Source organism: Pseudomonas turukhanskensis, from assembly GCF_027922365.1.
GTDB lineage: Bacteria > Pseudomonadota > Gammaproteobacteria > Pseudomonadales > Pseudomonadaceae > Aquipseudomonas > Aquipseudomonas turukhanskensis.
In genome coordinates this window covers 1-18,696 of sequence record NZ_BSFN01000026.1, presented here as the reverse complement: position 1 = coordinate 18,696, position 18,696 = coordinate 1, and the positions used below count along the sequence as shown (strand labels likewise).

At 58.8% G+C, this 18,696-nt stretch carries 13 protein-coding genes and 2 pseudogenes; 8 read left to right on the top strand and 7 right to left on the bottom strand.

The features are described 5' to 3' along the window. Positions 1 to 62 precede the first annotated feature (62 nt). Positions 63 to 878 (bottom strand): DUF975 family protein, encoded by an 816-nt coding sequence (locus PKE98_RS24470; RefSeq protein WP_271198054.1) that lies wholly within the window; start codon positions 876 to 878, stop codon positions 63 to 65. Positions 879 to 1,087: 209 nt separating this feature from the next. Here PKE98_RS24470 and sbcB point away from each other — a divergent pair, with 209 nt between their 5' ends. After that, on the top strand, positions 1,088 to 2,521 hold the full coding sequence (sbcB, locus tag PKE98_RS24465; RefSeq protein ID WP_271198053.1) for an exodeoxyribonuclease I: 1,434 nt from the start codon (positions 1,088 to 1,090) through the stop codon (positions 2,519 to 2,521). 78 nt (positions 2,522 to 2,599) lie between these two features. On the opposite strand, the gene mvaT is transcribed toward sbcB, so the two are convergent. After that, positions 2,600 to 2,974, bottom strand: coding sequence for a histone-like nucleoid-structuring protein MvaT (mvaT, locus tag PKE98_RS24460; protein ID WP_271198052.1), 375 nt, complete (start codon positions 2,972 to 2,974; stop codon positions 2,600 to 2,602). A 307-nt stretch (positions 2,975 to 3,281) separates the two neighbouring features. On the opposite strand from mvaT, the gene purU reads away from it, so the two are divergent. Further along, the gene (purU, locus tag PKE98_RS24455; protein WP_271198051.1) at positions 3,282 to 4,133 is read left to right on the top strand and encodes a formyltetrahydrofolate deformylase; all 852 of its coding nucleotides are present in this window, start codon (positions 3,282 to 3,284) and stop codon (positions 4,131 to 4,133) included. A gap of 99 nt (positions 4,134 to 4,232) precedes the next feature. Further along, the gene (locus PKE98_RS24450; RefSeq protein WP_271198050.1) at positions 4,233 to 4,406 is read left to right on the top strand and encodes a hypothetical protein; all 174 of its coding nucleotides are present in this window, start codon (positions 4,233 to 4,235) and stop codon (positions 4,404 to 4,406) included. A gap of 8 nt (positions 4,407 to 4,414) precedes the next feature. On the opposite strand, the gene PKE98_RS24445 is transcribed toward PKE98_RS24450, so the two are convergent. Further along, positions 4,415 to 5,335, bottom strand: coding sequence for a LysR substrate-binding domain-containing protein (locus PKE98_RS24445; protein ID WP_271198049.1), 921 nt, complete (start codon positions 5,333 to 5,335; stop codon positions 4,415 to 4,417). Between the two features lie 208 nt (positions 5,336 to 5,543). Then, complete coding sequence (locus tag PKE98_RS24440; protein WP_271198048.1) at positions 5,544 to 7,421, bottom strand: methyl-accepting chemotaxis protein; 1,878 nt, start codon at positions 7,419 to 7,421, stop codon at positions 5,544 to 5,546. A gap of 129 nt (positions 7,422 to 7,550) precedes the next feature. Here PKE98_RS24440 and PKE98_RS24435 point away from each other — a divergent pair, with 129 nt between their 5' ends. Beyond that, complete coding sequence (locus tag PKE98_RS24435; protein WP_271198047.1) at positions 7,551 to 9,035, top strand: helicase HerA-like domain-containing protein; 1,485 nt, start codon at positions 7,551 to 7,553, stop codon at positions 9,033 to 9,035. Positions 9,036 to 9,618: 583 nt separating this feature from the next. Here PKE98_RS24435 and PKE98_RS24430 read toward each other — a convergent pair. The 3 genes and pseudogenes from PKE98_RS24430 to PKE98_RS27275 form a co-directional block, all read right to left on the bottom strand. Further along, a complete protein-coding gene (locus PKE98_RS24430) occupies positions 9,619 to 9,840 on the bottom strand; it encodes a hypothetical protein (RefSeq protein ID WP_271198046.1) in 222 nt (73 codons plus the stop codon). A gap of 414 nt (positions 9,841 to 10,254) precedes the next feature. After that, positions 10,255 to 10,689 (bottom strand): annotated as a pseudogene (locus PKE98_RS27280) (methyl-accepting chemotaxis protein); the annotation flags it as partial. Between the two features lie 117 nt (positions 10,690 to 10,806). Continuing rightward, a pseudogene (locus tag PKE98_RS27275) lies at positions 10,807 to 11,481 on the bottom strand (PAS domain-containing protein); the annotation flags it as partial. Between the two features lie 430 nt (positions 11,482 to 11,911). On the opposite strand from PKE98_RS27275, the gene pqqF reads away from it, so the two are divergent. The 4 genes from pqqF to PKE98_RS24405 all read left to right on the top strand — a co-directional run bounded on the left by pqqF (position 11,912) and on the right by PKE98_RS24405 (position 18,589). Next, entirely contained in the window at positions 11,912 to 14,482 is a 2,571-nt protein-coding gene (gene pqqF, locus PKE98_RS24420; protein WP_271198044.1) for a pyrroloquinoline quinone biosynthesis protein PqqF, read from the top strand. Between the two features lie 156 nt (positions 14,483 to 14,638). Continuing rightward, positions 14,639 to 16,381 (top strand): phosphatidylinositol-specific phospholipase C, encoded by a 1,743-nt coding sequence (locus tag PKE98_RS24415; protein ID WP_271198043.1) that lies wholly within the window; start codon positions 14,639 to 14,641, stop codon positions 16,379 to 16,381. Positions 16,382 to 16,859: 478 nt separating this feature from the next. Next, positions 16,860 to 18,032, top strand: a complete 1,173-nt coding sequence (locus PKE98_RS24410) for a porin (protein WP_271198041.1) — start codon at positions 16,860 to 16,862, stop codon at positions 18,030 to 18,032. Positions 18,033 to 18,187: 155 nt separating this feature from the next. Further along, entirely contained in the window at positions 18,188 to 18,589 is a 402-nt protein-coding gene (locus PKE98_RS24405) for a hypothetical protein (RefSeq protein WP_271198040.1), read from the top strand. Positions 18,590 to 18,696: the final 107 nt, after the last annotated feature.

Sequence of the window (18,696 nt, the reverse complement as noted above, 5' to 3'; positions counted from 1 at the left end):
ATGCTATCGAGCAGCAGGCTGGGAAGCAACCGGGCCACACAAATGGCCCGGTTCGGTTCGACTCAGTTGGTTGCCACCGGGCGGACGCCGAAGATGGTGCGGTACAGCACGCCGAGCGAAACCACCATCAAGGGGATGGTCCACAGCAGGCCGATACCCAAAGGAATCATGCTCAGCGACATCAGCACGCCCAGCAGCAGGAAGAGGCCGAACACTTTGAACCAGTGCTGGTTGATGGCTTTGCGCGATGCTTCCAGCGCTTGCCATGGCGACAGGCCACGTTCGACCACCAGCGGAATGGCCAGAATGTACGCCACGCTAAGGTAGATGCCGGGCACTACAAACAACATGTAGCCCACGACTACCAGCAAGGTCATCAGCAGCGCGGTGATGATCACCGGAACCGTGCGACCGAAGTGCGCGAACACTTCACCGAAACGCACCGGCTGCCCGGCGGCGGCACGGATGCCCACCATATTGATACCGGCCAGGAACGGATAAACCATGGCGGTGGCGAGAAAACCCACCAGCATCGAACCGAAGAAGAAGGCTGCCATGGCACCCAGGGCCAGCGAGCCGTCGTCCGCGCCACCAAGCAGGCCCATGCCGGCAATACCGGCCACGCCAAAAATGGTGAGCAGGATGCCGAGCACATTCATGACCGCAAACAGTGCGGCGTAAAACACCACGAAGCCACCGATGATGATGCCTTTGGTGCCCTTGGTGCGGGTCCAGGCTTCGCCCAGCAGATCGCTGATGCCAAAGTCGTAACGGCGGCTCAGGGCTTCTTCGAGGGTAGGTACGCCGGCGGCGTCGGGGAGGGCCTGCAGGTTGCTGGCGGGTACGGCGTAGGGATTGGAGACAATGGAGTCGGTCATTTTTACGTCCTTGTGAGTAATTTCCCAGTAGCAGCATGCTAGCGACCGGCCAGTCTCCCGACAACCACGGCCTGCGCGGGCTGTGCGGCGGATCAAGGTTCTTGGCTTTGACGGTTAATCTTCTCGCAATACCCTCGGTAATGAGCCGCCCATTTCCCCAGTGCTAGACTGCCGCCGGCTTTTATCGACGCCGTATATAAGGAACCGCCGTGAGCGCAAGCATCTTCTGGTACGACTATGAAACCACCGGCATCGACCCGCGCAGTGACCGGCCGTTGCAGGTGGCCGGCATTCGCACCGACGAAGCGCTGAATGAAGTCGGCGCGCCGGTAAACCTCTACTGCCGGCCCAGCGACGATATCCTGCCGCACCCCATGGCCTGCCTGATTACCGGCATTACCCCGCAGCGCCTGGCGACCCAGGGCCTGGACGAAGCTGACTTCATGACCCGCGTGCACGCCGAAATGGCCACGCCGGCCACGTGCAGCGCCGGCTACAACAGCCTGCGCTTTGACGATGAAGTCACCCGTTACAGCCTGTACCGCAACTTCTTCGACCCCTATGCCCGCGAGTGGCAGGGCGGCAATACGCGCTGGGACCTGATTGACGTGGTGCGCACCGCCTATGCCCTGCGCCCTGACGGGATCAACTGGCCGCAAGAGGAGGGCCGCGTCAGCCTCAAACTCGAACGCCTGACGGCCGCCAATGGCATCGACCATGGTCAGGCTCACGACGCACTGTCCGATGTGCGCGCCACCATTGGCCTGGCCAAGTTAGTGCGCGACCAGCAACCGAAACTGTACGACTACCTCTATCAACTGCGCAGCAAACAGAAGGTGCTCGACCAAGTTCGCTTGTTGCAACCCTTGGTGCATATATCCGGGCGTTTCTCGGCGGCGCGTAATTATCTGGCGGTGGTATTGCCGTTGGCCTGGCACCCACGTAATCGCAACGCATTGATTGTCTGTGACTTGCAACAAGACCCGAGCCCCTTGTTGGATCTTGATGCCGAGAACTTGCGCGCATTGCTTTACACCCGTCGTGAGCAATTGGCCGAAGGGCAGTTGCCGGTGCCATTGAAACTTGTGCACATCAATCGTTGCCCGGTGGTGGCGCCGATGGGTGTACTGCGTGAAGAAGATAAACAGCGCTTGCAACTGAATATGACCGAGATTGAAAGCCGTGCTGCACAGCTAGTGGGCAGTCAGGCAACTTGGCAGGCCAAACTGCAAACCCTGTATGCCAGCGAGGACTTCAGCCCCAGCGAAGATCCCGAACAACAGTTATATGACGGCTTTATTGGCGACCGCGATCGGCGTTTGTGTGAACAAGTACGTAATGCCGAGCCCGAGCGATTGGCGCGCGAGCAATGGCCGTTCGATGACGCACGCTTGCCCGAATTATTATTTCGCTACCGCGCGCGAAACTTTCCACACACCCTGTCAGAGGCCGAACAACAGCAATGGCGATTATTCTGTCAGCAACGCCTGTCTGCGCCAGAATGGGGCGCGCCTAATACCCTGGCCGACTTCGACAGCGCCTTGCAGCAAGCCTGGGCCGGCGCCAACGCCTCCCAGCTAATTATTTTGCAGCAGTGGCGCGACTATGCAGCCAGCCTGCGCCAGCGCTATGAACTGCAATGATCGCGGGTGAAAACTCAGGCAATAAAAAACGCCGGTAAAAACCGGCGTTTTTTATTGCAGCGAAAGCGGACCTAGTGATCAGTCCAGCAGAGTTGCCCAGCCTTCAACGGCGGCGGCGCCCCACTTGGCTTTCCACTCTTTCAGAGTTTTGTGGTTGCCACCTTTGGTTTCGATGACTTCACCGGTGTTCGGGTTCTTGTATTGCTTAACTTTACGAGCGCGCTTGGTGCCAGTGGCTTTAGCAGCGCGCGGGCTTTTGCTCGATTTGGCTTCCGGGTCGAGCATGGCAACGATGTCACGCAGCGACTTCTGGTATTCGCCCATCAAGGTGCGCAGTTTGCCTTCGAATTCCAGTTCTTTTTTCAGCTTGTCATCTTGCGAGAGGTTTTTCAGGCGCTCTTGCAGTTCTTTGATGGCTTCTTCTGTAGCGCGATATTCATTGATCAGGGACATGGGCGACACCTTGAAATCTGTGGTCTGGGGTTAGTGTTGGTAATAATAGTCACGCACTTTATGCAAGTAAACATGTTTGAATAGTTTTAGCTGAATTAGTTTCATCACTATTGCGCGTGTTCTGTTACAGCTCGTGGCGGCGATTAAATAACTTCGCTCTGCCCATTAAAAGCCTGTCGGACATTTAAACCCCTGCACTAAGCAAGGCTTTGCCCAGGCGTCGCTGGCACTCGGCCAAGCGCGGCTGCTGAAGTTTTTCCGCGCTGTCGCTAGAATGGCGGCCTTTGTGAGTTTCTGGAGTTTCCGCATGCGCACTTTTCGCTTGGTAATCGCCTGCCCCGACGGCGTCGGTATCGTTGCCAAGGTCAGTAACTTTCTGGCGACCTATAACGGTTGGATCACTGAAGCGAGCCACCACTCGGATAACCACAATGGCTGGTTCTTCATGCGCCATGAAATCCGTGCCGACTCTCTGCCATTCGATATCGACGGTTTCCGTCAGGCGTTCGCGCCTATCGCCAAGCAGTTTTCCATGGAATGGCGCATCACCGACTCCGAGCAGAAAAAACGCGTGGTGCTGATGGCCAGCCGCGAATCCCATTGCCTGGCCGACTTGCTGCACCGCTGGCACAGCGATGAACTGGACTGCGACATTCCCTGCGTAATTTCCAACCACAACGACCTGCGCAGCATGGTCGAGTGGCATGGCATTCCCTTCCACCATGTACCGGTGAACCCGCTGGACAAAGCGCCGGCCTTTGCCGAAGTCACCCGTCTGGTGCGTGAAGCCGGTGCCGACGTGGTGGTGCTGGCGCGCTACATGCAAATTCTGCCGCCGGACCTGTGCCAGGAATTCGCCCAGCGCGTGATCAACATCCACCACAGCTTTCTGCCGTCCTTTATTGGTGCCAAGCCGTATCACCAGGCATCGCTGCGCGGCGTGAAACTGATTGGTGCCACCTCGCACTACGTCACCGAAGAACTCGACGCCGGCCCGATCATCGAGCAAGACGTGGTGCGCATCAGCCACCGCGACAGCATCGAAGAGCTGGTACGCCTGGGCAAAGACGTGGAAAAAATGGTGTTGGCGCGCGGCTTGCGCTATCACTTGGAAGACCGTGTGTTGGTGCACAACAACAAGACGGTAGTGTTCGACTGATCAGCCGCTGGTGCGCGGAGCACACCCTACGGAGCAGCGGTTGTTCTTGTGGGGTGCGATCCGCGCACCAGGGATCGCCCGGCAAACGAGGTACGCGTAATGAGTGATGACCCACTGGACCGCGCTACATCAACCCCGCCACCGACTCTGGGAGAAGGCTGCCTGAGCCGCTACGACCCCGAGGCGATGGACGAAGAGACTGGCACCGCATTCGAGGACGCCTCCAAGCTCTGGGAAGAGTTGCACCCGGCGCCGGAAAAACCCACTTCGTAACATCTTCCTTAATACGCCATCCCCATTCGATCACTCATGCACGCCTCCAGCCGCGAGCGCAGCCAACGCTCGGCCGGGTCGGTGTCCATGACGCTCAACCACACCATGGCCAAGTCCAGGGTCGGCGTGGGGAAGGGCATCGTCTCCACAAACAATTGCCCTGACGCCGCCATGGCGTTGGCGGCATAGTCCGGCAGGCTGGCGAGCAGATCGGTGCCGGCCAGCAGCGCTGGCAGGGCGCTGTATTGCGGCACCGACAACACCACATGGCGCTTGCGCCCCACATCGTTAAGCCACTCATCCACCAGGCCGCTGACGTTGGCCGTGTGCGACACCAGCACATGGGGCCGGGCGCAGTATTCATCCAGCGTCAGTGGTTTGTCCGAGGCATCGGCACGCAGCAGACGCGGGTGGATATGGCGCAGCAACTTGCGCTTGGCGTTGGCCGGCAGGCCACGGGTCTGGCTGATGCCCACGGTAATTTCGCCGCTGGCGAGCAAGTCCGGAATACGCCAGTAGTCCACGTGCTGCACCACAAACACCACCTTCGGCGCCTCTTGGCGCAACGTGCGCAACAGCGGCGGCAGCAGGCCGAACTCCACGTCATCGGACAGGCCGATGCGAAAGGTCATGGTGCTGGTGGCAGGGTCAAAATCATGGGTGAGGCTGAGGGCCACCGACATCGCGTCCAACGCCGGCGACAAATGCTGAATGAGTTCTTCGGCCCGGGCCGTAGGCTCCATGCGCCGGCCCACGCGGATAAACAGCGGGTCGTTGAACATGGCCCGCAAGCGATTGAGTGCGGCGCTGATGGTGGGTTGGCCGAGGAACAGCTTTTCCGCCGCGCGGGTGACATTGCGCTCTTGCATCAGGGTTTCGAACACCACCATCAGGTTGATGTCGGCCTTGCGCAGTTCATTGCGATTCATTGATGTCGGTTCCAACCGAAATAGAGAAGCGACGTAGGTTGGGTTGAGCCAAAGGCGAAGCCCAACGATACGCAAAGGTCCGCATCAACACCGCAGCCAAACAAGACGTCCGAGGCGTTTCTTGGTTGCCCTGTCTGGAAACGGTGTTGGGGTGAGGTGCAGCGTATCGTTGGGCTTCGCTGCGCTCAACCCAACCTACGCCGTATATTCAAATGCGGAAGCTATCCACCAAGTGCTTCAAGCGCGTCGCCTGCTGCTCCAGATCCCCACACGCGCGCAACGTCGCCTGCAAGTTTTCCACCCCTTCCTGGTTGAGCATGTTGATCTCGCTGATATCCATATTCAGCGACTCCACCACCGAGGTCTGTTCTTCGGTCGCGGTCGCCACCGACTGGTTCATCCCGTCGATTTCGCCAATGCGCTGGGTGACGCTGCCCAACCGTTCACCGGCGCGGTTGGCGATTTCCACACTTTCCTCGCTGTAGCGCTGGCTCTCGGTCATGGTGGTGACCGACTCGCGCGAGCCCACTTGCAGCTCTTCGATCATCTTCTGAATTTCTTGCGCCGACTCCTGGGTGCGGTGGGCCAGGTTGCGCACCTCGTCTGCCACCACCGCAAACCCACGCCCGGCTTCACCGGCGCGCGCAGCCTCGATGGCAGCGTTCAGCGCCAGCAGGTTGGTCTGCTGGGAAATGCTTTTGATCACTTCGAGAATCTGGCCGATATCCACGGTCTTGCCATTGAGCGTCTCGATGTTGCCGCACGAGGTGCGGATTTTGCTGGAGAGCTCGTTCATGGCGAGGATGGTTTTTTCCACCACCTGCCGCCCGTCTTCGGCCAGCACCTTGGCATCGGAGGCCTGGATGGAGGCATCGGCCGCATTGCGCGCAATCTCCTGCGCCGCTGCTCCGAGCTCGTTAATGGCCGCTGCCACACTGTTGGTGCGGTTGGCCTGCTCGTCGGAATTGACCATCGACGAGTTGGAGGCGTTGACCACCAGTTTGGCCACCTCGTTTACCTGTGCGGTGGCCGAGGACACCTCGCGAATCGAGCTGTGAATACGTTCCACAAACTGGTTGAACGAAGAGGCCAGGTCGCCAAACTCATCGTTGGACTGCACCGCCAGACGCTTGGTCAAATCGCCTTCACCCTGCGCAATATCGCGCATGGCGTTGGCCATCACATGCAGCGGCTGCAGCAGCACGCGAATCAGCATTCCAAGCAACAGCAAAATGCCGACCACGGCGATCACTGTCACCACCACGGCCGAGGCGCGGAACTTGGTGAGCATTGCATAGGCTTTGCCCTTATCCACCGACACACCCACGTACCATTTCACCGATGGCAAGCCGTTTACCGGGGCGAAGGTGAGAATACGGTCTTCACCGTTCAACTCGTTTTCGCTGATGGCGCTGCTGATGCTCGGCGTGTTGTTGGGGTACAGGTCCTTGAGGTTTTTCATCACCAGGTCTTTGTTCGGATGCACCAGAATCTTGCCGTCGGCGCTCACCAGAAAGGCGTAGCCCATGCCGCCAAAGTCCAGGGAATTGATGATTTTCACCAGCGCGGTCAGGCTCAGGTCACCGCCCACCACGCCCGCAGCCTGGGCCGGCGTGGCAATGGTAATGATCAGCGCACCGGTGGCCGCATCCACATAGGGCTCGGTGAGGGTGGTGGTGCCGGCCGCCATGGCGTCCTTGTACCAGGGGCGGGTGCGCGGGTCGTAGCCGGCCGGCATCTCGCTGCTGGGGCGCATGATAAAGGCGCCGTCGGCGCTGCCCAGGTAGGTGAAATCGAACGTCGAGGTTTGCGCCTTCTGCTCCAGCAGCTTGGCCACCGCATCGGCCTGGCTGTTGCTGACAATCGATTGCGCGGTGCTCTCCACCAGCACGATTCGCCCCGACAGCCAATTCTGGATGTTGCTCGCCGTGACCTCACCCATTTCCTGCAGGTAACTGTTGAGGTCGTCTTTAATGGCGTTGCGTTGTAAGTAGTCGTTGTACAGGGTGAATAGCGCGAAGGCTGCGATCACCACCAATGAAGCCGCAAGCAGAATCTTGTGGCTGAACTTCAGGTTATTGGTCATGGCTTCTTGCGTCCGGTGGGCGCTGGTACCAGTCTTGGCTGGTTAGCAGGCGTTGTGTCGATCGACTCGGCTCCGTGTCTTTCGTTGTGTCGGCCACACTGCATTAAAGCTTTAAAACGGGAGAGTGAAATGCCAGGGCAGAATGAATTTTTCATCGGCGCCGATTCGGCTGGGCAACCAGTGGCACAAGCACTGCGCCTGGCTAACCGCCACGGCCTGATTGCCGGCGCCACCGGCACCGGTAAAACCGTAACGCTGCAGCACCTGATGGAAGCCTTCAGCGACGCCGGCGTGGCCGTGTTCGCCGCCGACATCAAGGGCGACCTGTGCGGCATCGGCGCCGCCGGCACGCCCCAGGGCAAGGTGGCCGAACGTATCGCCAGCATGCCGTGGCTCAACCACAGGCCGCAGGCGTATCCGGTCACGCTATGGGACGTGCAGGGCGTCAGCGGCCACCCACTGCGCACCACCCTGAGTGAAATGGGCCCACTGCTGTTGAGCAACTTGCTTGAGCTGACCGACAGCCAGCAGGCGGCCTTGTACGCCACCTTCAAAGTGGCCGACCGCGAGGGCCTGTTGCTGCTGGACCTCAAAGACCTCAAGGCCATGCTCAACCACCTCAAAGACCACCCCGAACTGCTGGGTGCCGACAGCGCGCTGTTCACCAGTGGGTCCAGCCAGGCCGTGTTGCGGCGTCTGGCAGTTCTGGAACAGCAGGGCGCCGATGCCCTGTTTGGCGAGCCGGCGCTGCAACTGGAAGACATCCTGCACCCCGGTGCCGATGGCCGTGGGCGCATCCACCTGCTCGATGCGAGCCGCCTCGTGCATGAAGCGCCGAAGGTGTACGCGACGTTTTTATTGTGGCTGTTGGCCGAACTGTTCGAGCAACTGCCCGAGCGCGGAGATGCCGACAAACCGCTGCTGGCACTGTTCTTCGACGAAGCGCACCTGCTGTTTGCCGATACGCCCAAGGCGCTGCAGGAGCGGCTGGAGCAGGTAGTGCGGCTGATTCGTTCCAAGGGAGTGGGCGTGTATTTCGTGACCCAGTCACCTGGCGACTTGCCGGACGCGGTGCTGGCGCAACTGGGGCTGCGAATTCAACACGGGTTACGGGCGTTTACCGCCAAGGAGCAGAAATCACTGCGAGCGGTGGCCGACGGGTTTCGCAGCAACCCGGCCTTCGACACCTTGAGCGTGCTGACCGAGCTGGGCATTGGTGAAGCGTTGGTGAGCACCCTGGAAGAGAAGGGCACGCCGACCATGGTGCAACGGGTGGCGATTGCGCCACCGCAATCGCGTATCGGGCCGTTGAACGAAGCTGAGCGTGCTGCATTGATTCGCCAGTCGCCGCAGGCTGGGCGGTATGACAAGGCGGTGGACCGGGAGTCGGCCTACGAACGTTTGACCACTCGCGCTGCGGCGGCGAGTGAAGCGCAGGATGCACCGCCTGTGGCACCGAAGGCAGGCGGGAGTTTTGCCGATATGGCGGGGGAGTTGTTGGGTGGGGTGGCTGGGCAGGCGCTGAAAAGCGCGGCGCGGCAGGCGGCCAATCAGATTGGGCGGGAGTTGGTGAGGGGGTTGTTGGGGTCTTTGATGGGGAAAAAGAGGCGGTAGGCCTTCCACGACGACTCCGCTCGGCCTGCGCTCAAGGGGCGGGTAGACCAAAAGCCAGATCAACAGCCCCTCACCCCCGGCCCCTCTCGCCTGCCCGGCCGGCCTAGCGGGCGAGGGGTGACGTAAGGCAGCCACCGCGCTTGATCTTGTAGGAGCTAGCTTGCTAGCGAACCCTGCAAACGCAGGTCGCGAATCACCTTTTCCAGGGTTCGCCAGCAAGCTGGCTCCTACGAGAGCTACCCCCTCTCCCGCGTGCGGGAGAGGGTTGGGGTGAGGGGCCGTTGATTGTCCTTTTGATCTGCTTTTAATGTTGATCTGCACGCCCCTTCAGCCCGGCCCCTGGAGCGAAGCGTAGGGCCCAGGTAGGGGCAAGCGCTTTTGGTTAATTTTATGTGGTTCGGCATTCCGACGATTGAGAAAAGTGACTCGCGCGTAAGGCGCGAAACAAAACGTTCAGCGCACGCGGTAAAGCAGAAACACGCAGTCCCCTGAAAAACCGCAACGGTGCGCAAAGCACACCCTACAAAAGCCAAGCGCGTAAGGCGCGAAATAACGGTTAAAAGAACAACAAACTTCTTTCTACTTAAACATCCGTCTCGTTAGCCGATTCCACTCGAGCCTGATGTTCTTTTTCAATCCTTTCCAACTCCCGCTCAAACGCTTGATCGCGTAAGTTGGCCCGTTTACGCCAGGGTTTGCGCTCCGGTTCCGGCTGGGCGGCGTAGGTTACAACTTCCCCGCCGTAAACGTCCTTGTAGCGCTGCGCCTGGCGCTCAAGTTCGGCGCGCAGTTCGTCTTTGGTCACGTCATTTCTCGAGTCTGATGAACCCGGCGCCCGGGATGCCTGCTGGCATCACTGTATTAGCGCCGGAAGGAAAGGGGCGTGCCCCGTTCGGTTTGTTGATTGCGTTTTCTGGAAATATTAAAAAAATTCAAGCGCTTATGTCGGGCGCTTGAATTAGGCAAGTAGCCGACGTTTTTACGTCGCGAGGGCGATTATAGCCAAGCGAAGTAGTAAATCTATCCACCGTTAATCCGGCAAAGTTATATCGACGTAACTATGGATGAACTGAATAGTTAGTCAAAACAAGTTGCCAGCCCGCCGGGCACGGGCTGTAAAGTGGGTCGTTCAGGTTATTGAACAGTGTCAACTCGCGTAATACGGATGCTGCATATAAGACATTGAGAAAAGTCCCTCACATGGCACGAACGTCGTCACCTACGCTTTTAACTGGCTGGCAAACTGGCCAATGGCATCCACCACTTTCTGCGCGCCATCCTGAATTTCCACAATCACTGCGCCGGCTTCGTTGGCCAGGTCCAGCCCTTGCTCAGCCTGCTGCCGGCTGCTGGACATGCTGTCCACCGCGGTCTGCGCCAGTTGCTGGTTCTTTTGCACCACTTCCACAATCTCTTCCGCCGCCTGGCTGGTGCGCCCGGCCAGCAGCCGCACTTCATCGGCGACCACCGCAAAACCGCGGCCCTGCTCACCGGCCCGCGCCGCTTCGATGGCGGCGTTGAGCGCCAGCAGGTTGGTCTGCCCGGCAATGCCACTGATGGTTTTGATGATGGAGCTGATTAACTGAGACTGCTTGTCCAGCGCTTCGATGCCATCGGCCGCGTCCTGCACTTGCAGGCTGATCTGGCGCATCACGTCCACGGTCTGGCGCACTACGGTCGCGCCTTTCTGGGCGCTCAGGTCGGTTTGCTGGGAGGTGCTGTAGGCGATGTTGGCGGCCTCGGCCACGGCGATTTCCTGGTTCACTTGGTCGGAGATCACGGTGGCGAACTTCACCACCTTGTACAGCTTGTCGTGGGCGTCATGCACCGGGTTGTAAGAGGCTTCCAACCACACGGGCCGACCGTAGGCGTCCACCCGTTTAAAGCGCCCGGCCACGAATTCACCACGGTTGAGCTTGGCCCAGAAGTCTTTATAGCCGGAGCTGTTCACTTCCTGTGGTTCACAGAAAATGGCGTGGTGTTTGCCTTTAATCTGCTCAAGGCTGTAGCCCATGGCGCCGAGAAAACGGTCATTGGCGGTAAGCACTTCACCTTTGAGGTTGAATTCAATCACCGCGGTGGAGCGCAGCAGCGCATTGATGATGCCCTCGTACTCTTTGGACGTTTCAATGGTGCGGGTCAGGTCGACGGCGAACATCGAGAAGCTCATCAACTGGGCTTTGCTGTTGCGCATGGGCTGCCAGATGATGCGCAGCCACGCTTCAGCGCCATTGCCGCGCAACAAGCGATAGGCACCACGCAGGTGCTCGCCAACTTGCAGCGAGTGTTTGATGCGCCGGTAGTTTTCCTCGCTGCGAAAATTCTGCGGGAAAAACTCGTCCAGCGCATGACCGACCACCTGGTCGGGCCGGTAGAGCATCTCGCTCAGAAAGTTGTCATTGGCGAAGGTGATACGCCCGTCGGTATCGACTTCCAGCACCAACATTTCGTCATACAGCGACTCTTTCACCTGGCGGGTGCGGGCCACCTCTTCTTCGAGAAGGGCCAATCGCTGTTTTAACTGGGAATTGAACATGCTCGTTAACCCGCCTTTGAAAGAAGTGCATTCCATTTGCTTGATAGGTCGGCACGGCTAAATGTTCCTGAAGCGTAGAAGAAAAATAAACGCTAAGCGGTGGATGCAACAAATTGTTTCGGTGGCGCGCGGGGTGGATGGTGTCAGCCGGACGCGCTAAAAACCGCCGTAAATCCGGGTGTTATCAAAAAAATGCGAGTCAGTTGTTCTTCATTAATGCGTGTATCTGCTTTTATACGGTCAGGCCTGCGTATTTTTGACGTCGCTTTACTGCCAAAGACGCATTGCCCCGTGCGAGGCAAAGCCCGACGCTAGCCATCCTGCCGCAGGTTGATTCCCCATGCTCACCCACGACCGAACCCAACCGCTTGCCCAGCGCCTTGAGCCCACCAAGGGCGAGCCTGTGCGACTGCAGCTGGCCAACGGTTTGCTCGTGCGGTTGTTGCATTTACCCAACGCCCGCCGGGCGTCGGCCTTTATAAGGGTGGCCGCCGGCAGCCATGATGCGCCGCTGCAATACCCGGGGCTGGCGCATTTTCTGGAGCACCTGGTGTTTCTCGGTAGCACGGGCTTCAGCGCTCAGGACGGCTTGCTGGCCTATGTACGCGCCTGCGCCGGCGAGGTAAACGCCAGCACCCGAGAGCGGCACACCGATTATTTTTTCGAAGCCCCCGCCAACAAACTGGAGGACGGCCTGGCCCGGCTGTGCGACATGCTCGCACGGCCTTTATTCGACGTCGCGGCGCAACTGCGCGAACGCGAGGTGGTGCATGCCGAGTTCGTTGCCAGGGGCCAGGACCGCAACACCCTGGTCGACACCGCCATCGGCCAGGCCCTGGCCTACGGTCACCCGTGCTCGGGGTTTCATGCCGGCAACCGCGACACCCTCAAGGTCGAGCACGCTGCGTTTCAGGTAGCGCTGGAAGATTTCCACCAGCGCTTCTACCAGGCCGGCCAACTGCAACTGGTGCTGGCCGGGCCACAACCGCTGAGCCAATTGCGCCAGTTGGCCGAACAACACGCGGGCGTGCTGCGCGCCGCGCCGGCGCTGTTGCAAAGTGCCGCCCCGGCCTTGTTGCCGCTGCGCTGTGAGGCCCTGCAACTGCAAGTGCCGGCGGGCACGGCGCAACTGAGCCTGTGCTTTGCGTTGCAAGGCCTGCCGGCCGGCTACCCGCAGGCGGTAGATTTTCTGCAAACCTGGCTGTGCCACGAGGTTGAAGACGGCCTGCTGGACACCCTGCGCTCGCGTGGCTGGTGTGACGCGGTGCAGGTGCGACAGGTGTATCAGCATGGTGATCAGGCGCTGCTATCCATCGACTTTCAGCTCAGCGACACCGCCAATGCCCACAACCGGGCGTCCATCCGCGCGGCCTTGTTCGACTGGCTGAGCTTTTTCAGTGATCAGGACGATTGGCAGCCCTGGCGCGAAGAATACGGCCGCATCGCCCAGCAACACCTTGGCCGAGCCTCGCCACTGCAACTGGCCCGCTACTGGAGCGACAGGCCGCTGGCCGATGGACAACTGGACAGCCAGACGCTGTGGGCGCTGCGCAAGCTGCTGAGCCAACTGCAGCCAGGCAACCTGCTGGAGCTGTTCAGCAGTACAGCGCCGGTGCCCGTGCAGCGGCAGTTGGGTTTTACCTTGCATCTTCAAGAGCAACCGCGCCAACCGGCTGCCGTTGAGTACTGGAACTGGCATCTGCCTGGGGCCAATCCGCTGTTGCAGCCGTCCTCGCCTGTTGTGCAACCGCTACACTCAGCCGCCATCGCCGGGCTCACCTGCCTACCTGGCCCGCAGAGCCCGGGGCAAGAACAGGATGCGGCGTTTTACGTGCGATGGAGCTTTACTCAAGCGCCGCCTCATGGCTTGTTCGAAGTGTTGCAAGTGGCCCTGCGCGCCCAACTCCAGCTGGCCGAACAGGCTGGGGTGCAGGTGCGCTTCGAGCAGCAGGGCAGTGGCTGGCAATTGCAGCTCAATGGCCGCCCCGACGTGTTTGCGCCGCTGCTCGCCAACCTCACTCACGTGCTGGTGCACCCACCCAACCTGGCCTGGGGTCAGGGCATGCGCCTGCACCGCGAACTCGCCTTGCGTGCGGCGAATGAGCCGTTGGTGCGCCAGTTGTGGCAGCGGCTGCCGGAGCTGTTCCAGGCGCCTCAGGTAGACGGCTACAAATTGTTGCCCACACCCAACGCGCTGGCGCTGTGCTGGGCAGAGGCCCGATATCAGGCCCTGGCTGTGGGCGTCCCCGACGCGTTGCGGGGCCAATTGCAGCAGCAGTTTGCGGCGTTGCCAGGGCAAGGTCACGCGCCCAAAGAAGCGCCTGTCGTGGCACAACAAGGGCGGTTCTGGTTGCAGTCTCCAAACAGTGGTGACGAGGCAGCGCTGGTGCTGTTCTACCTCTTGCCCGATCACCTGCCCTCGACCGAGGTGGCCTGGCGGCTCCTTGGCCAGTGGTTGGAGAGTCCGTTTTTTCAACGGCTGCGTAGCGAGCTACAGGTGGGGTACGCGGTGTTCTGCGGCTATCGACAGATCGCTGGCAGGCCGGGACTGCTTTTTGCCGTTCAATCGCCCAATGCCAGTGTGGCGCAGATAGCCGAGCACATAGATGCCTTTCTGCTGGCGCAGCGTGAACGAATAGCCACACTGGATCACGAGCAGTTGCAACAGCTGCGCCTCAACCTGGCGGAGTATTTGCGCAATCAGGCCAGCTGTTGTGCCGCAATCGCTGACCTGATTTGGGCTAGCCAGCAAAGTGCCCGCCCACTCATCGCCGCTGAAGATCTCGAGGCCATCGAGCCCGATGGTTTACGCGTCCACTTCCAGCTTCTGCTGGAGGCCGCCGGCGGCGTTTATGGGGCGGGCAATGCACCCAGCCCAGGCGGCACTTGGAACACCCAATCGACTGAGTAGCAATTACATCTCGTGGGAAATTCCGCAGGGGAAGCTCAGAGCGCTCTTATTGGTTATTCATTTCCTTTTATATCTACTTTGTCCGCAGTTCTTAAATAAATTCTGACTGGATAGAGTGGTGTAAATGAAACGAATGTCTTGTTGGGGTATTGGTTCATGAAAAAGTACCTGGCCTCGCTATTGTTCCTACTTCCAATGCTCACCAATGCGCACACCCATAGCGGGTATTATTATGGTGGAGGAAACCTGAATGTGCCCAATGGCAACGCGTGGATGCGCAACCTGGCAAATGAAGATCCGGTGTTGTCGATATCAATTCCGGGTACGCATGACTCCGCCAGTTTGTATGGTGGTCCCTATGTTCAAACTCAAACCTTGACCATTCCTCAACAGTTGAAGGCAGGTATTCGTTTTCTGGATATTCGCGGCCGGCCAACCAACGGCAGTCTGGCTATTCATCACGGTGAAGTGTTTCAAAATAAGATGTTTGGCGAAGTGCTGAATGAAGTGATTACATTTCTTCGAGAAAATCCTAGCGAATTTGTCTTGATGCGTGTCAAGGAGGAGCATAGTAACAATGAGAAAGCGTTTTTGCAGGCGCTTAATAACTATGTAACAGCGCCGCAAAATAAGCCATATATCTGGACGGATAGTCGGGGGTGGACGGTCTACAGACGGACAACGGTAGGTGATGTTCGCGGCAAGATTGTTCTATTGCGAGAGGCGTTTGATTCTCAGTATATGAGTGAATCGGTCGGAGCTGCTTATTCTAACTATCATGTTGACGATAGCTGGGTGGTGAATACCAACTGGGATCTTTATAGCCATTGGGAAAAAAAGAAGTCCGCGCTCAACGCGGCGCAAGTGGCCGGCCGGGCCAGGCTTACCTATCTCTCTGGTGCCGATATTGCGTTTCCGTACTTCGTCGTTAGTGGTCACTCCTCACCTGGCACAGGTGCTCCACGCTTGGCCACGGGGTATACGACACCAGGGTGGTCGTGGAAGTGGCAGGATTTTCCCCGGGTAGATTGTCTTGGAAGTCTTTGCACCATTGCTTTTGAGGGAACCAACATTCTTGCGACCGAACTTATCAAGAAGGCCAATATTAAAAATACCAACCCTCGCAAGAATGAGGCGGGTGTAATTGATGAACAACGCCCTAATGGACGTTACGTCGGGGTGGTCGCTACTGATTTTCCTGGGGCCGGTTTTATCGAGGCGGTAATCGCCGCTAACCGAGTCGTAGATCCAGATAGATGTAGTGCTGGAGAAGGCTGCATCACAATGTCCTGCGATGTGGGTCACGTAAGGTTTGGATTTTCCAGTGAGCGGTTACCTATCGCGTACTATTCTAAGAGCGGAAATAGCGGGTCATGGGAAAAACTTGGACCATTTTACGCGGGCGGCGAAAATACCGGTTGGGGCTCAGAGGTTGGAATACAGGGTAATTTTGGCGGCTTAAATGGTTTTCTTGATAAGAACAAGCCCTACTATCGAAAAGTTCGAACTGCAGACGTGGTTGATATTTTTACGTGGGAAGCTGGAGCTGATATAGCGCTAGCCTGCTTTCCGGATAATGTACACGACCGCATTGATGGAAAAATTTGGAACTATATTGCAACAACAGATGATGGCGGCATGATTTATTTTTACGATCGGGAAGGGTATGGGAGTGGCGCGCATGTCTCGTCGCCAAGTTCGGGCGGGGAGGTGATTATCAAAGGCTCAGATGTAATTATGGGCTCGAATGAAAGTGTAGGCCAAAATGTAGGTGTAACTACTGGAGGAAGTATAGGTACAAAAGGCGTAAGTGTAGGTGGGAGTACGGGTATAAGTACTGGTGCCGGTGCTAGTGCCGGTTTTAGTAGCGGTATTATTATTGGTGGCGCTAAAAAATAGATGCAGGTTATTCAGCAAAGTGGCATTTCACTGGCAGTAGTAACCCAGCGCACACCTTGGGTGGCTTCTCGCGTGGCGGTTTATCGCCTCGCCCTGCGCCACCGCTAAGGCTTTGGCTACGGCGGCGCCAGGGTAACGCTGCGATTTATCGTCTTCGGTCGCGTAACCATCAAAAACGCCCGGCTCTTCGATGAAGGCTGGGTGTTTTTGTAATCGGTCAACGGCCGACAATGCATCACCCCAGCTTGCTCTGGTCCTTCCAAGGTAGTGACCCTAGCTGACCTGCTTGGCATTTCGAATCGGTTCCAAAGCACTGCCCACCGGCTTGAGCCTGGTTTAGCACTTGTTTCCACGCTCACCAAGCCCGGCCAAAGCACTGCTCGACTGCGGCCAACGCCGCATAGGGCGCGCTGGTCTGGCTTTCCATAATCGCCCCGCCACGACTGCATCCTCAGTCGCCTACACAGCGGAGCACGCCATGCGCCACAACAAAAACAACATCGCCACTCGCCCACTTCTGTCTCTGGCCCTGGCTGTGGGCCTCGCCCAGCCGGCCTTTGCCGAGATCATGCTGTACGACAAAGACGACACCACCTTTTCCGCCGACGGCTACGTAAACGCCTTCTACGTGAACAGCGACATCGACCGCCCCGGCGATCAATACGACCGCAACCAGGCGCGGGTAAAAATGGGCTTTCTGCCCAACTGGATCGGCTTCAACATGAGCAAGCAGGTCGAAGACCTCAAGCTCGGTGCGCGCTCCTCGTTCTGGGTCACCATCAACGACAGCGAAACCAACGGCACCGACACCGCCATCGACGTGCGCCAGTTCTACGGAACCGTCGACGGAGAGTGGGGCCAGGTGCTGATCGGCAAAGACTTCGGCCTGTTCGCCCGCTCCAACATCCTGCTCGACGAGTTGCTCGGCGGCTACGGCCAGGTCAGCGACACCCTGGGCCTGGTGGACGGCGGCGGTGTGTCGTTCGGCAATATCGGCAGCGGCTACCCGTACCCGTTCCCCACCTCGCAAATCACCTTCCGCACGCCAGTGATGGACGGCCTGCGCGTGGCGGCCGGCATCATGGACCCGGTCGACACCAACGACGACAGCCCAACCGGCAAGGCCTACCAGGAAAACCCGCGGCTCGAGAGTGAGGTGACCTACGAGTTCGACCTGGCCGGGGCGAAGATCTACTCCTGGATCAATGGCGCCTACCAAACCTCCGAGAACACCGACGACACCGTAAGCGACGTCACCTCCAAAGGCCTGGGCTATGGCGTGCAAGCCAAGATCGCCGACTTCACCCTGGTGGGGTCGGGCTTTACCGCCAAGGGCATCAACCCCTTCTTCACCAACAACTTGGGCGAAGCCTCGCTGCGCAATATGGACAGCAGCGGCTACCTGCTGCAGGGCTCATACCGCTTCGGCAAAAATCGCATTGCCCTGTCGTACGGCAAAACCGAAGACGACGGCAACGGTCTGGGCGTGAAAGCCGACTACGAAACCCGCGCTATCGCCTACACCCGCGACATCAACGCCAACCTGAGATTGATTGCCGAGTACAACCAGTTCGAGATTGATGGCAAGGATGGGACGGGCAATCTGGAAGACACCGACACCCTGGCGCTAGGCATGTCCCTCACCTGGTAACCGCCTTTGCTTTTGTAGAGTGTGCGCCGGGCACCAAGCGATCTCCCCGCTACCGCAACGGTGCATAGCACACCCTACAAAAGCCTCACCCGCATCGTGCTTGGCGCAATGGCCCCCGCCACTGCGCCTTTTTTTGCCCTCAAGGAACTGACCTCATGTTGGGACTCTGGACTGTCCACGCACACACCTACCTGCTGGTTCTAGCGACAATCACCACCCTGGTATTCGCCTTGCCCATCACCCTCTGGCCGCTCACCTGGGCACGCCTGATGGGCTGGCGTTTGCCCGAGCACACCGACCTCGCGGTGTACTTCGGCCGCTGCCTGGGCGCGTTTATCCTGATTGTCGAAGCCCTGATGGTTCGCGCCGGCCTTACCGGCGAAGCCATTACCACCACGTTCGAAGTATTGGCTGCCGTGGCCGCGCTGATGGTGCTGGTGCATATCTACGGCGCCGTCAAACGTATCCAGCCGCTGAGCGAAACCCTGGAAATCGGCATGTACAGCGGCATGTTGTTGCTGACGCTGCTCTTTTGGCCTACTCCGTCGCTTTTGTAGGGTGTGCTCCGTGTTCAGCCGGGGGACATGGTAAACACCTGTCGGGAGACATGGGTAACAGGTTGATGATCATGTTGCCCGCTGTCTCAGGTCTATCTGACGCAGTG

Coding starts and splice junctions, on each gene's coding strand:
- PKE98_RS24470 (WP_271198054.1), bottom strand. CDS start 878: ATGACCGACTCCATTGTCTCCAATCCCTACGCCGTACCCGCCAGCAAC.
- mvaT (WP_271198052.1), bottom strand. CDS start 2,974: ATGTCCCTGATCAATGAATATCGCGCTACAGAAGAAGCCATCAAAGAA.
- purU (WP_271198051.1), top strand. CDS start 3,282: ATGCGCACTTTTCGCTTGGTAATCGCCTGCCCCGACGGCGTCGGTATC.
- PKE98_RS24450 (WP_271198050.1), top strand. CDS start 4,233: ATGAGTGATGACCCACTGGACCGCGCTACATCAACCCCGCCACCGACT.
- PKE98_RS24445 (WP_271198049.1), bottom strand. CDS start 5,335: ATGAATCGCAATGAACTGCGCAAGGCCGACATCAACCTGATGGTGGTG.
- PKE98_RS24440 (WP_271198048.1), bottom strand. CDS start 7,421: ATGACCAATAACCTGAAGTTCAGCCACAAGATTCTGCTTGCGGCTTCA.
- PKE98_RS24435 (WP_271198047.1), top strand. CDS start 7,551: ATGCCAGGGCAGAATGAATTTTTCATCGGCGCCGATTCGGCTGGGCAA.
- pqqF (WP_271198044.1), top strand. CDS start 11,912: ATGCTCACCCACGACCGAACCCAACCGCTTGCCCAGCGCCTTGAGCCC.
- PKE98_RS24415 (WP_271198043.1), top strand. CDS start 14,639: ATGAAAAAGTACCTGGCCTCGCTATTGTTCCTACTTCCAATGCTCACC.
- PKE98_RS24410 (WP_271198041.1), top strand. CDS start 16,860: ATGCGCCACAACAAAAACAACATCGCCACTCGCCCACTTCTGTCTCTG.
- PKE98_RS24405 (WP_271198040.1), top strand. CDS start 18,188: ATGTTGGGACTCTGGACTGTCCACGCACACACCTACCTGCTGGTTCTA.